Source organism: Methylobacterium sp. FW102-HT35C08, from assembly GCF_058790235.1.
Map to the genome: position 1 here is coordinate 4,984,053 of NZ_JBYTCL010000002.1, position 12,503 is coordinate 4,996,555.

12 protein-coding genes are annotated in these 12,503 nt (G+C 71.7%); 1 reads left to right on the forward strand and 11 read right to left on the reverse strand.

The genetic code is table 11. The features are described 5' to 3' along the window. Window positions 1-21: 21 nt before the first annotated feature. The 5 genes from glnT to AC3WSN_RS23595 all read right to left on the reverse strand — a co-directional run bounded on the left by glnT (window position 22) and on the right by AC3WSN_RS23595 (window position 5,176). On the reverse strand, window positions 22-1,329 hold the full coding sequence (gene glnT / locus AC3WSN_RS23575) for a type III glutamate--ammonia ligase (RefSeq protein WP_492541269.1): 1,308 nt from the start codon (window positions 1,327-1,329) through the stop codon (window positions 22-24). Between the two features lie 74 nt (window positions 1,330-1,403). After that, window positions 1,404-2,732: an FMN-binding glutamate synthase family protein gene (locus tag AC3WSN_RS23580; RefSeq protein WP_492541271.1), complete on the reverse strand. Its 1,329-nt coding sequence runs from the start codon at window positions 2,730-2,732 to the stop codon at window positions 1,404-1,406. 14 nt (window positions 2,733-2,746) lie between these two features. After that, window positions 2,747-3,433, reverse strand: coding sequence for a protein GlxC (locus AC3WSN_RS23585; protein WP_492541273.1), 687 nt, complete (start codon window positions 3,431-3,433; stop codon window positions 2,747-2,749). Between the two features lie 48 nt (window positions 3,434-3,481). Beyond that, the gene (locus AC3WSN_RS23590; protein ID WP_492541275.1) at window positions 3,482-4,390 is read right to left on the reverse strand and encodes a class II glutamine amidotransferase; all 909 of its coding nucleotides are present in this window, start codon (window positions 4,388-4,390) and stop codon (window positions 3,482-3,484) included. Window positions 4,391-4,489: 99 nt separating this feature from the next. After that, a complete protein-coding gene (locus AC3WSN_RS23595) occupies window positions 4,490-5,176 on the reverse strand; it encodes a helix-turn-helix domain-containing protein (RefSeq protein WP_492541277.1) in 687 nt (228 codons plus the stop codon). 216 nt (window positions 5,177-5,392) lie between these two features. Between AC3WSN_RS23595 and AC3WSN_RS23600 the strand changes: the two genes are divergently transcribed. Further along, a complete protein-coding gene (locus AC3WSN_RS23600) occupies window positions 5,393-5,746 on the forward strand; it encodes a transposase (protein WP_492541279.1) in 354 nt (117 codons plus the stop codon). Between the two features lie 88 nt (window positions 5,747-5,834). Here AC3WSN_RS23600 and AC3WSN_RS23605 read toward each other — a convergent pair whose 3' ends face one another. From AC3WSN_RS23605 to AC3WSN_RS23630, 6 genes are read right to left on the reverse strand one after another with little or no spacing between them, the layout of a single operon-like run. Beyond that, complete coding sequence (locus AC3WSN_RS23605; protein WP_492541281.1) at window positions 5,835-6,791, reverse strand: acetamidase/formamidase family protein; 957 nt, start codon at window positions 6,789-6,791, stop codon at window positions 5,835-5,837. Between the two features lie 19 nt (window positions 6,792-6,810). Beyond that, window positions 6,811-7,524, reverse strand: coding sequence for an urea ABC transporter ATP-binding subunit UrtE (urtE, locus tag AC3WSN_RS23610; RefSeq protein WP_492541283.1), 714 nt, complete (start codon window positions 7,522-7,524; stop codon window positions 6,811-6,813). Further along, a complete protein-coding gene (locus AC3WSN_RS23615; protein WP_492541285.1) occupies window positions 7,521-8,231 on the reverse strand; it encodes an ATP-binding cassette domain-containing protein in 711 nt (236 codons plus the stop codon). The genes urtE and AC3WSN_RS23615 overlap by 4 nt, the downstream gene beginning before the upstream one ends. Continuing rightward, window positions 8,228-9,328 carry an urea ABC transporter permease subunit UrtC gene (urtC, locus tag AC3WSN_RS23620; RefSeq protein WP_492541287.1) on the reverse strand — a complete coding sequence of 367 codons (1,101 nt, stop codon included), beginning with the start codon at window positions 9,326-9,328 and terminating at the stop codon, window positions 8,228-8,230. Before urtC ends, AC3WSN_RS23615 begins: the two co-directional genes overlap by 4 nt. Beyond that, window positions 9,325-10,944, reverse strand: a complete 1,620-nt coding sequence (urtB, locus tag AC3WSN_RS23625; RefSeq protein ID WP_492541289.1) for an urea ABC transporter permease subunit UrtB — start codon at window positions 10,942-10,944, stop codon at window positions 9,325-9,327. Before urtB ends, urtC begins: the two co-directional genes overlap by 4 nt. Further along, window positions 10,937-12,178 carry a transporter substrate-binding protein gene (locus AC3WSN_RS23630; RefSeq protein WP_492541291.1) on the reverse strand — a complete coding sequence of 414 codons (1,242 nt, stop codon included), beginning with the start codon at window positions 12,176-12,178 and terminating at the stop codon, window positions 10,937-10,939. Before AC3WSN_RS23630 ends, urtB begins: the two co-directional genes overlap by 8 nt. Window positions 12,179-12,503: the final 325 nt, after the last annotated feature.

Genomic DNA, 12,503 nt, shown 5'->3' on the forward strand with positions numbered 1-12,503 from the left:
GCCGCCGCGCCGGACGCCCGATCAGACGTCGAGCGTGGTCTCGCGCTCCCAGGCGGTGAAATGGGCGCAGTAGCTGTCCCACTCGCCTTGTTTCAGCTTCAGGTAGGCGGACGAGAAGGCGCCGCCCAGATTCGCCCGCAGGGCCTCGTCGGCCTCGAAGGCCCGCAGGGCGTCCAGCAGGTTGAGCGGCAGGCGCGGGGCGCCGGAAACCGTGTGGCCGTCCCGGTACATGTCGACGTCGCTGTGCGGCCCGGGATCGGCCGCGTGCGCCAGCCCGTCGAGGCCCGCGGCCAGGATCGCCGCCTGGAGCAGGTAGGGGTTGGCCGCGCCGTCGGGCAGGCGCAACTCGAACCGGCCCGGCCCGGGCACCCGGACCATGTGGGTGCGATTGTTGCCGGTCCAGGTGACGGCGTTCGGCGCCCAGGTGGCGCCCGAGAGCGTGCGCGGCGCGTTGATGCGCTTGTAGGAATTGACCGTCGGGTTGGTGATCGCCGCGAGCGCGGGCGCGTGCCGCATGATCCCGCCGAGGAAGTGCCGGCCCCGGGTCGACAGGCCGAAGGGCATCTCGGGATCCGCGAAGGCGTTCACGGTGCCGGCCGTGTTCCACACCGAGACGTGGCAGTGGCAGCCGTTGCCGGTGAGGCCGGGGAACGGCTTCGGCATGAAGGTCGCCCGCAGGCCGTGTCGCTCGGCCACCGACCGGACCATGAACTTGAAGAAGGCGTGCTTGTCGGCGGTGGCCAGCGCGTCGTCGTATTCCCAGTTCATCTCGAACTGGCCGTTCGCGTCCTCGTGGTCGTTCTGGTAGGGCCGCCAGCCCAGCGCCAGCATGTGGTCGCAGATCTCGGCGATCACGTCGTAGCGGCGCATCAGCGCCTGCTGATCGTAGCAGGATTTTTCCGCCCGATCGTGGTGATCCGAGATTGCCGATCCGTCCGGGCTCAGCAGGAAGAACTCGGCCTCGACGCCGGTCTTGACCCGCAAGCCCTCGGCGGCGGCCCGCGCCACGAGCTGCTTCAGCACCACCCGGGGCGCCTGATCGACGGGGGCGTCCGCCATGGTGCAGTCGGCCGCCACCCAGGCGACGTCCGGCTTCCACGGCAGGCGGATCACCGAGGCGGCGTCCGGCATCGCGAACAGGTCGGGATGGGCCGGAGTCAGGTCGAGCCAGGTGGCGAAGCCCGCAAAGCCCGCGCCGTCGCGCTGCATGGCGCCGATCGCCTGCGCGGGCACCAGCTTGGCGCGCTGGCAGCCGAACAGGTCCGTGTAGGAGATCATGAAGTACTTCACGCCGTGCTCGGCGGCGTAGGCGGAAAGGTCGGTCGTCACGGCAGCCCCCTGAGCGCGGATCGGTGGGGGCCGGCCGCGCCCCGTTCCGGCGCGACCGGCGGGGTTGAAGGGCTCTAGAAGCCCGCTTTGCCCGGGTACCAGTCGGTCCCGGCCAGCGGCACGCGGGCCATGGCGGCGGCCTCCAGGGTCAGCGCCACCAAATCCTCGGGCTCCAGATTGTGCAGATGGTTGTGGCCGCAGGCGCGCGCGATCGTCTGCGCCTCCAGGGTCATGACCTTCAGGTAATTGGCGAGCCGCCGGCCGGCGCGCACCGGGTCGAGGCGGGCCGCCAGCTCGGGATCCTGCGTGGTGATGCCCGCGGGGTCGCGGCCCTCGTGCCAGTCGTCGTAGGCGCCCGCCGTGGAGCCGAGCTTGCGGTACTCCTCCTCGTAGGCCGGATCGTTGTCGCCGATGGCGACGAGCGCCGCGGTGCCGATCGAGACCGCGTCCGCCCCCAGCGCGATGGCCTTGGCGACGTCGGCGCCCGAGCGGATGCCGCCGGAGATCACGAGCTGCACGCTCCGGTGCAGGCCGAGATCCTGCAGCGCCTGCGCGGCGGGCCGGATGCAGGCGAGCGTCGGCTGGCCGACATGCTCGATGAACACGTCCTGGGTCGCGGCCGTGCCGCCCTGCATGCCATCCAGCACGACGACGTCGGCCCCGGCCTTCGCGGCGAGCGCCGTGTCGTAATAGGGCCGCGCACCGCCGACCTTCACGTAGATCGGCTTCTCCCAGTCGGTGATCTCGCGCAATTCGCCGATCTTGATCTCGAGGTCGTCCGGGCCGGTCCAGTCCGGGTGGCGGCAGGCGGAGCGCTGGTCGATCCCCTTCGGCAGGTCGCGCATCGCGGCGACCCGGTCGGAGATCTTCTGGCCGAGCAGCATGCCGCCACCGCCGGGCTTGGCGCCCTGGCCGACCACCACCTCGATGGCGTCGGCGCGCCGGAGGTCGCGCGGGTTCATGCCGTAGCGGGAGGGCAGGTACTGGTAGACGAGGATGTCGGAATGGCCGCGCTCCTCGTCGGTCATGCCGCCGTCGCCGGTGGTGGTGGAGGTGCCGGCCAGACTCGCGCCGCGGCCGAGCGCTTCCTTGGCGTTGGCGGACAGGGATCCGAAGCTCATGCCGGCGATGGTGATCGGGATCTTCAACGCGATCGGCTTCTTCGCAAACCGCGTGCCGAGGGTGACGCCGGTCCCGCAGGTCTCCCGGTAGCCCTCCAGGGGATAGCGGGACATCGAGGCGCCGAGGAACAGCAGGTCGTCGAGATGCGGGAGCTTGCGCTTCGTGCCGCCGCCGCGGATGTCGTAGATGCCGGTGGCCGCGGCCCGGCGGATCTCCGCCAGGGTGTGGTCGTCGAAGGTCGCCGACTTGCGCGACGGCATCGGCGGGTTCTGGTAGGTCATGCCCAATCTCCCGCTCAGTAGGCGTCGGCGTTGTCGATGTTGAAGCTGTAGAGCGTGCGGGCCGAGCCGTAGCGCCGGAACTCTCCGGGCTGGACGTCCGTCACCCCGGCGCGGTCGAGCAGGGCGGCGAGGTGGTCCAAGTGCTCGGGGCGCATCGGCTTCTCGATGCAGTCGGCCCCGAGGCTCTTAACGCTGCCGCGGACGAACAGCTTCGCCTCGTAGAGCGAATCGCCCAGAGCCTCGCCGGCATCGCCGAGCACCACTAGGGAGCCGGACTGGCCCATGAAGGCCGACATATGCCCGATCGAGCCGTGCACGACGATGTCGATCCCCTTCATGGAGATGCCGCAGCGCGAGGCCGCGTTGCCCTTGATGACGAGGAGGCCGCCGCGCCCGGTGGCGCCGGCATATTGCGAGGCGTCGCCCTCGATCACGACCGTGCCGGACATCATGTTCTCGGCGACGCCGGGGCCGGCCGAGCCCTGCACCGTGACGGTGCCGCCATCGTTCATGCCGGCGCAGTAATAGCCGACCGAGCCGCGCACCGTGACGGTGACCGGCCCGTCGATCCCGACCGCCACCGCGTGCTGCCCGCGCGGGTTCAGCACCTCGAAGGCGGTGTCGTTGGCGCCCGGGGCGACGCCGTGGAGGGCCTGGTTCAGGGCGCGCAGGGGCGTCGCCGCCAGATCGAAGACGGGCATGGGCGAGATCCGTGGACGAGATCCGTGATGGGCGGGACGCGGGGCGGCTCAGGCGGCCTGCCGCTGATCCCAGAAGTAGACGGTCGCCGGCTCGGGCTCCCACACGCGGGCGGTTTCGATCCCCGGCAGTCCGACCAGCGCCCGGTATTCCGAGCCGAAGGCGACGTATTGGCCGGTCTCGGCCATGATCGCGGGCTTGCAGGCGATCGGGTCGCGCAGCACGCCGAAGCCGGACTTGGTGCCGACCACGAAGGTGAAGAACCCGTCGAGATCCTCCAGCGCCCCCGCGAGCGCCGCGCCGAGGTCCCGGCCCCGCGCCATCGCGGTGGTGAGGTAGGCGGCCGCGACCTCGGAATCGTTCTGGGTCTCGAACACCATACCGTCGCGCGCCAGGCTCCGGCGCAGGTTGTTGTGGTTCGACAGCGAGCCGTTATGGACGAGGCACTGGTCGGCGCCCGTGGAGAACGGGTGCGCGCCCATCGTGGTCACGGCCGATTCCGTCGCCATCCGGGTGTGGCCGATGCCGTGGGTGCCGGACATCCCGGCGATGCCGAAGCGCTGGACCACATCCTTCGGCAGGCCGACCTCCTTGTAGATCTCGACGCTCTCGCCCGCGCCCATCACGCGCAGATCGGGCGAAAGGCCCTTCAGGGCATCCCGCGTCGCGTCCAGACGGTCGGACGCCACGGTGATCACCGCGTGCGAACTCTTCACCGCCACCCGCGCCGAGCCGCCGGACACCTCCGCCAGGCGCTGCTCCAGGGCGGGGAAATCCGCCAGGGCCTGAGCCGACTGCACGGTGATCTTCGACAGGCCGGGCGTCGGCGGCCCGTAGATCGCGAGGCCCGCCGAATCCGGACCGCGATCCGTCATGGTGACGAGCATGTCGGCGAGCAGCGCGCCGAGCTGCGGCTCCAGGGCGGGGTCCTTCAGGAACAATCCGACGATGCCGCACATGGCACCACCTCCGTCGCGGGTTCGCCCGGAGGATAGGCGGCCTCGCCCGCAAAAATCAACTGTCAGGAAATAAAATTTCTTCCCAAGAATTGCGGCGGGTCAGTCGGTGCTGCCGGATTGCGGGTAGGCGATCACCGAGAGATAGCGGGCCGGCAGCACCAAGAGCTCCGCCGGCCCGTGCGGGGCGTCGGCGTCGAAGAACAGGCTGTCGCCCGGTTGTATGTGGAAGTGCCGGTCCCCGTGCCGGTACAGCACCTCGCCCTCCAGCATGTAGAGGAACTCCAGGCCGGCGTGCTGGAAGGTCGGGAACACGTCCGAATCGGTCGTGAGCGTGATCAGGTACGGCTCGACCGTGACCCCGCTGGTGTTCTCGTAAATGTGGCCGAGCAGGTTGTACTGGTGCCCGGCGCGCGTGCCGCGCCGCTCCAGCTCGACGCCTTCGCCGGCCTTGACGAAGACCGCGTTGCGGACCTCCTCGTAGCGCCGGAAGAAGCCGGTGATCGGCATGCCGAGCGCCTGGGCGAGCAGCTGCAGCGTCGTCAGGGACGGCGAGATGTTGCCGTTCTCGATCTTCGACAGCATGCCGGGCGACAGGCCGGTGGCCGCGGCGAGGTCGGCGGAGGTGAGGCCCAGGCGCTTCCGGCGCTCGCGCACCGCGTGGCCGATCGCCCGTTCGAGGTTGTTCTCGCGCGGCTCGCGGACGGCGTGCGGATCCTGCGACAGGACCGGTTCGCGCGCCGGCTCCGGCCCATCCCCCCCCGCCCGGTTCGACGCGCCTGACGGCATGGCGGATTCTCCTCCTCGGCGGTCGCGGGCTGCGGCCGCGCGGATCCTCGGCCGCCCTGCCGCGGCGCCGGACGCCTGTCAACGGATCGGCGCCCGCCAGCCCGGATCGCGGGCTGCGCAGCACGGAACCGTCACCCGCGCCGCGTCTCCGGTCCGCTTCTTGCTCGCAACTCGGCCGCGGAGTGGACTCAAGGCTGCCGAACCGGGAGATCCTGCATGCGTCGATCCCTGCACACGGATGAGGAGATCGCCTTCCTGCTCGACGAGGCCGCGCGCGGCATCCCCATCGCCGAGATCTGCGCGAGCGCCCGGGTCTCGCTCGGCACCTTCTATCGCTGGCGAAGACGCCTCGGCGGCCTGAAGCCCGCCGGTGTGGCCCGGCTCGATCAGGTCGAGCGGGAGAATGCCGGCCTCCGGGCGGAGGTGCTGCGGCTTCGGGCAGCCCTGCTCGTCCAGCCGGGGCGCGGGGCGCCGGCCACGACGGAGCGCGCGAGCCTGCGCCAGCCGCCGCACCATCGCGGCGCCCAAGCCTGTGTCGGCCGGTTCGCCTTCGGACGCAGCGCGAACTGAGGCGGTCTCCGGCTGGATGCGTCGGGTGCGGTGTCCCGCTCCGTCGTCGCGCCGCGCGCGAGGACGGAGGGGTCGGCCAAGACCGCGCTCAGGCGGCCCCGGACGACGCCAGGGCTGTCTTGGGCATCAGCATGTGGACGCCCTTGTTGCCGTCCACCGTCTGGGTGATCCGCAGGTTCCCGGCGAGCGAGCACAGCATGTAGGCCTGGTTGCGGGTCAGGCTGGTCCGGGCGCAGACGAGGCGCACCATCTCGCGCACGGCCTGGCGCATCGCCTCGTCGAGGCTCTCGTGCAGGCCGATCGACATCAGGTCGGTGGGCGTCTCGGCGAAGGGCCACGCGCCCGGGATGTCCTTGCGGACGGTCAGCCGGAACGTGCCGGTCAGCCCGGTCTCCAGGGCGGTGATGCAGACCTCGCCGTCGCCCTGCACGCCGTGGCCGTCGCCCGCGTAGAAGCCGCCGCCGGGGTTGAACACCGGCAGGTAGAGGGTGGTGCCGACGCGCAGCTCCTTGTTGTCCATGTTGCCGCCGAAGGCGCGGGGCACCGGGCTGCCGACCCGGCCCCAGGCGGCGGGCGGAGCGGTGCCCATGATGCCGAAGAACGGGTCGAGGGGCAGCTCCGTGCCCCAGGGCAGGCGGCAGAGGCCGCGCGCGGTGTCGATGTCGGCGTGGACGGTCTCGTACTCGGTGAACTCGTCCGGCAGGGTGCCGAGGAGCGGCAGGATCGACACGAAGCCCCAATCGAGGCGGAACTTCAGGTCGAGGATGTCGACCTGCAGCATGTCGCCAGGCTCGGCGCCCGCGACGTGGACCGGCCCGGTGACGAAGTGCGGGCCGGGACCGCGCTCCAGGGTGTCGAGGGCGTGGAGCAGGTCGGCGGGAACGCGGGCCGGATCGGGGTGAAGGGACTCGCGCCCGCCCGCCGGATGCGAGTGCAGGGTGACGGTGTCGCCGGACGCGACGGTGAGGACGGGCGGCAGCGCGGCGTCGAAATAGCCGAGCACCATGGTCTCGGGCGTCGCGGGGATCTCGTGATGGGTCGGCACGGCGGCTCCTGTGCGGATGTCAGACGGCGATGTGACGGGTGAGGGCTTCGGGGTTCAACGCCTTGGGATCGCCGCGCTCGACGACGCTGCCGCGGGACAGCACCACCACGGCATCGGCGACCCGGAGGGCGAAATCGAGGTATTGCTCCACGAGCAGCACGGTGATCCGGCCTTTGAGCCCGGCGATCACCGTCTCGATCGCGGCGACGATCGAGGGCTGGATGCCCTCGGTCGGCTCGTCGAGCAGGAGCGCGCGGGGCCGGGTGGCGAGCGCCCGGGCGATGGCGAGCTGCTGCTGCTGGCCGCCCGAGAGGTTGCCCCCCGGGCGGTGCCAGAGGCCGCGAAGCGCCGGGAACAGGGCGACGGCCTCGTCGACCGCCTCGGTCCGCTCCAGCCCGTGGGCCCGGGCCGCCACCCGCAGGTTCTCGGCGACGGTGAGATCGGGGAAGATCTCGCGGCCCTGCGGCACGTAGGCGAGGCCCGAGCGGGCGCGCCGGTCGGGCGACAGGCGCGTCAGCTCGGTCCCGTCGAGGGCGATCCGGCCGCGGCTTGCCGGGATCAGGCCGGTGAGGCAGCGCAGCAGCGTGGTCTTGCCGGCGCCGTTGCGGCCGAGCACGGCGAGGCAGGCCCCCGGCTCGACGGCGAGGCCGATGCCGCGCAGCACCTGCGCGCTGCCGTAATGCTGGTCGAGCCCCTCGACGGCGAGGCCTGCGGGTCGGGATGCGTGCGTCATCGGCCGAGGAACACCTCGATCACCCGGGCATCGGCCCGCGCGCCCGCCATGCTGCCCTCGTAGAGCGTGCGGCCCTCGTGCAGCACCGTCACCCGGTCGGCGATGGCCTCGACGAAGCCCATGTCGTGCTCGATCACCAGGATCGCCCGGTCCGGCCGGCGAAGGCTCCGGATCAGCGCGGCGGTCTGGGCGGTCTCGGCGTCGGAGAGCCCGGCGACGGGCTCGTCGAGGAGGAGCAGCGCCGGCTCGGCGGCGAGCACCATGCCGATCTCCAGCCACTGCTTCTCGCCGTGTGCGAGGCTGCCGGCCGGCACCTCGGCGCGGGGGCCGAGGCCGATCTCGCCGAGCACGGCGGCGATGCGCGCCGGGCGGTCGCGCGGGCTGAGGGCGGGGCCGCAGCCGATCTCCAGGTTCTCGCGCACGGTGAGCGCCGGGAAGACGCTGGGCTTCTGGAACTTCCGCCGCACGCCGGCCTTCGCGATCTCGGCCTCGGAGCGCTGGGTCAGGTCGATGTGGTCGCCGAGCATCACCCGTCCGGAGACCGGCTTGGTGACGCCCGAGATCACGTCGAGCAGCGTGGTCTTGCCGGCGCCGTTCGGGCCGATCACGGCCCGGACCTCGCCGGGATCGACGGCGAGCGACACGGCATCGAGGGCCGTGAACCGGCCGAAGGCGACGGTGAGGGCGTCGACCACGAGGGCGCTCATCGGGGCCTCCGCAGCCAGGTCGGGCGCAGGCCCCAGCCCACGAGGTCGAGGAGCCCGTTCGGCAGGACCAGCACCACGAGAAGCACCAGCCCGGACAGGATGAACGGCCACGCCTCCGGCATCGCGGCGCTGAGCCAGAACTTCAGGCCGTTGACCAGGATCGCGCCGATCACCGCCCCGCCGAGCCGGCCCAGGCCGCCAATCGCCACCCAGACGGCGATCTCGATCGACAGGTCGGGCGCCAGCACCCGCGGGTTGATGATGCCGACCTGCGGCACGTAGAGGATGCCGGCGAGCGCCGCGATCATGGCCGAGAGGCACCAGATCCCGAGCTTCAGCCGGGTGGTGCTGTAGCCCAGCGTGCGCAGGCGGGTCTCGTCGTCGCGGCAGGCGAGCATCCGCCGCCCGACGGCGCTCCCGACGAGGAGCCGCGCGCCGACGAGCAAAGCCGCCAGCGTCAGGAGGGCGGCGACCGCGAGGCCGGTCACCACGCCCGGTGAGCCCATCGGCCAGCCGAACAGCAGCGGGAAGCCGGTCATCCCGTTGTTGCCGCCGAGCCCGGTATCGTTGCGATACATCAGCAGCATCGCGACGTAGACGAGCGCCTGGCTGATGATCGAGAAATAGACGCCGTTGACCCGCGAGCGGAACGAGGCCAGCCCGAACACGAAGGCGACGAGCCCGGCGAGCGCCAGGGCCAGGACGAAGGCGTAGGCCGCGTGGTCGAGGCCGGCCCAGTAGGCCGGCAGGCTCTTCCAGCCCATGAACTGCACGAAGTCCGGCAGCACGCCGGTGACGGCGGCGCCGTGGGCCAGCAGGTGCATGGCGCAGACATAGCCGCCGATCGCGAAGAACAGCCCGTGCCCCAGGCTGAGGATGCCGAGATAGCCCCAGACCAGATCCAGTGACACGGCCAGGATCGCGAAGGCCGCGAGTTGGCCCAGGGCGTTGACGAGGTACGGGGCAGGGGGCGCCACGAGGAGCCCCGCCGCGGCGGCGAGGCAGAGCCCGACGAGCCCCGCGACCAGGGGATCGCGCACGGCGCGGCGCGCCGGTCCGGCGGGGGCGGCGAGGGCGGTCTGCACGGCGCCGCTCATCGCCGCCGCCGCACGGCGAACAGGCCCTCGGGCCGGCGCTGCAGGAACAGGATAATGCCGACGAGCACGATCACCTTCGCGGCGACCGCGCCGGAGATCGGCTCGATCAGCACGTTGGCGCCGCCGACCCCGAGGGCCGCCACCAGGGTCCCGATGAGGCTGCCGACGCCGCCCAGCACCACCACCATGAAGCTGTCGACGATGAAGCCCGCGCCCATGCTGGGATTGACGCTGTAGATCGGGCACAGAGCCACCCCGGCGAGCCCGGCCAGGCCCGAGCCGAGCCCGAAGGCGAGGCGGTCGACCCGGCGGGTCGGCAGCCCGAGGCAGGCGGCCATGTCGCGGTTCTGGGTCACGGCGCGGATGTCGAGCCCGAGCGGGGTGCGGCGCAGGATCAGGAGCGTCAGGACGAGGGTCGCCGCCGCGAAGCCGATGGCGAACAGCCGGTTCCAGGTCATGACGAAATCGGCGTAGAGGGGCACGCCGCCGCTGACATAGGCCGGCATCACGAATTGCAGGTTCTGGGTGCCGACCGTCACGCGGACGAGGTTCACCAGGAACAGGCTCACCGCCCAGGTGGCGAGCAGGCTCATCAGCGGCCGCCGGTAGAGGTGGCGCAGGATCAGCGCCTCGACCACGATCCCCACCAGGGCGACCGCCCCGAAGGCGACCGGGATGGCGGCGAGCAGGTACAGGTCGAGCAGGCCGGGGGCGAGGCGCCGGAAGGCTTCCTGCACGCCGTAGGTGGCGTAGGCGCCGAGCATGATGAACTCGCCCTGGGCGAGGTTGATGACGCCCATCAGCCCGAAGATGATCGCGAGCCCGGCCGCCGCCATGAACAGGATGCTGGCGAAGCTCAGGCCGTTGTAGACGACCGCGAGGCCGTCGCCGACCGCCACCGCGCGGGCGACCTGCGCGAGCCCCGCATCGAGCGCCGCCCGGAAGGCCGGATCGGCGGCGTAGGCGGGATCGCCCTTCAGCGCCGCGAGCCGTGCCTGCGCGGCCCCGGACGGGCTCGCGGCCACCGCGGCGATCGCCGCCCGGCGCCGGGCCGGATCGGGCGACGACAGGGCGGCCGCCTGGGCGAGCCCGGCGATGGTCGCTTTCAGCGCGGCATCCGTCTCCGCGTCGCGGGCCCGGTCGAGCACGGCCGCCGGGACGGTGGCGATGCGGCGCTCCAGCACCGCGAGACCGGCTCCGCGGGCAGCCGGATCCGGGCCGGTCAGCAGCGCGACGGTGCCGCGCGCGGTCTCGATTGCGGCGCGCTGGCGCAGGCCGAGGACCGGCGCGCGCGTCTCCGCGGCCGGCCGCGTCGCGCCGGTGACGGCGTCGCGGCCCTCCGGCGCCCCCGGGCGGTCGAGCAGGACGGCGCCGTCCGCCGGGCAGGCCAGACGGCGCTCGGCCAGCGCGCCGAGGAGTCCGCCGGCAAAGACGAGATCGTCCGCTGTCAGGTCGCTACCGGCCTGGACGAGGCCTTCGGCCCCGCGGACCTGCGCGGCGCCGTCACCGCACAAATCCGCCGCGAAGGCCGCCCGGTCGAGGGGCGCGGCGGAGGCCGGAACCGTTAGCAGCGCGAGACAGCAGAGGGCCAGGAGCGCGCGGAGCGGATCAGCCATAGGGGCTTAACGGGACCGGCTTCGGGGCGTCCGGGGATTGCCAGAGGACGTCGAAGCCGCGCTTCTCGTTGACCGAGCCGATGAACACGCCGCGGGAGACGTAGTTGTTCTCGCCCGTCATGGTCAGCGTGTAGCCCGACGGGTCGTCGAAGCTGAGGCCCGCGAAGGCCTTGCGCACCTCCGGCACCGCGAAGGAGCCGGCCTTGGCGGCGGCGAGCGCCCAGAGATGGACGCTGTCATAGGCCGAGACCATCGGGTCGATCACCGTGTCGGCGCTGAACGGGACGTTCTTGGCCTTCACGTAGGCGGCCCAGTCGGCGAGGAACTTCTGGTTGCGCTCGCCCTTGGCGGCCTGGAGATAGGCCCAGCAATTCAGGTGGCCGACGAGCTTCGCCGTATCGAGTCCTTCGAGATCCGCCTCCACCATGTCGAGGCCGAGGATCGGCACGTCGGTGGCGCTGATGCCCTGGTTGGCGAATTCGCGCAGGAAGTCGGGGATCGAGGAGCCGACGACGGTGAGCACCACGATCGCCTGGCCGCCGGGCTGGCTGGCGAAGCTGCGGACCTGGTTCACCAGGGTCTGGAAGTTCGAGAAGCCGAACGGCACGTATTCCTCGCGCCACGCGCTCTCGGGGATGCCCTTGCTCTTCCAGTAGCCCTTGAGCTGCTTGTTGATCGTGCGCGGCCAGACGTAGTCCGAGCCGATCATGAAGAAGCGCTTTGCCCCGACCCCGTCCGGGCCCATCAGGTAATCGACCGCCGGCAGCACCGAACTCGCGGGCGGCGAGTTCACGTAGACGACGTTCTTGGAATTCTCGTCACCCTCGAAATGCAGCGGGTAGAACAGCAGCCCGTCATTCTGCTCGACCACCGGCAGCACCGACTTGCGCGACACGGAGGTCCAGCAGCCGAACAGGGCCGCGACCTTCTCCTGCTGGAGCATCTGCCGGCCGACCTGGGCGTAGAGCGGCCAGTCCGAGGCGGGATCGGAGGTCAGCACCTCGATCTGGCGGCCGTTGACGCCGCCGCGCCCGTTGATCGCGTCGGCGGCCATGCGGACCACGTGGTTCAGCCGGCCCTCGAGATTGGCCATCGTGCCCGACGACGAGAACAGGCAGCCGAGCTTGACGGTGTCGGCCGCGGAGGCCGGGCGGATGAGGGCCGGTGCCGCGAGCAGCGTCGCCGTGCCCGAGATGCCTGTGCCCAAGACGCCGCGTCGCGTGAGATGCGTCATCGACCCCGAAGCTCCCATGGATGGATCGCCCGATTGTCGGCCGAGGTCCGGGAGACGGGAAGGTCAAAGAGGCTGCAGGCCGGCGCGGGCCTTGCGCATATTGGCGGCATTTGTGCGCGCCGCGGGCGGTCCTGGGCCGAGAACGTCAAAATTCTCGTATTGAGGCTCAAACCTGTGCCGCCCGGAGCGCGATGACGGGAGGCCTGCATCCTGCGACGGCGTCAATTGGAGGCCGTGTCGGCCCGCGCACGGACGACCGCGCTGGCCGGGGCGCCTCCAGCCGATGCCGCGCCGGCACGGAAGTGGCAGGGTGGCGCCGTCGCGG

Bases quoted from the DNA above. Each gene is read 5' to 3' on its own strand.
- AC3WSN_RS23580 (WP_492541271.1), bottom strand. From the start codon at position 2,732: ATGACCTACCAGAACCCGCCGATGCCGTCGCGCAAGTCGGCGACCTTC.
- AC3WSN_RS23585 (WP_492541273.1), bottom strand. From the start codon at position 3,433: ATGCCCGTCTTCGATCTGGCGGCGACGCCCCTGCGCGCCCTGAACCAG.
- AC3WSN_RS23590 (WP_492541275.1), bottom strand. From the start codon at position 4,390: ATGTGCGGCATCGTCGGATTGTTCCTGAAGGACCCCGCCCTGGAGCCG.
- AC3WSN_RS23595 (WP_492541277.1), bottom strand. From the start codon at position 5,176: ATGCCGTCAGGCGCGTCGAACCGGGCGGGGGGGGATGGGCCGGAGCCG.
- AC3WSN_RS23600 (WP_492541279.1), top strand. From the start codon at position 5,393: ATGCGTCGATCCCTGCACACGGATGAGGAGATCGCCTTCCTGCTCGAC.
- urtE (WP_492541283.1), bottom strand. From the start codon at position 7,524: ATGACGCACGCATCCCGACCCGCAGGCCTCGCCGTCGAGGGGCTCGAC.
- AC3WSN_RS23615 (WP_492541285.1), bottom strand. From the start codon at position 8,231: ATGAGCGCCCTCGTGGTCGACGCCCTCACCGTCGCCTTCGGCCGGTTC.
- urtC (WP_492541287.1), bottom strand. From the start codon at position 9,328: ATGAGCGGCGCCGTGCAGACCGCCCTCGCCGCCCCCGCCGGACCGGCG.
- urtB (WP_492541289.1), bottom strand. From the start codon at position 10,944: ATGGCTGATCCGCTCCGCGCGCTCCTGGCCCTCTGCTGTCTCGCGCTG.
- AC3WSN_RS23630 (WP_492541291.1), bottom strand. From the start codon at position 12,178: ATGACGCATCTCACGCGACGCGGCGTCTTGGGCACAGGCATCTCGGGC.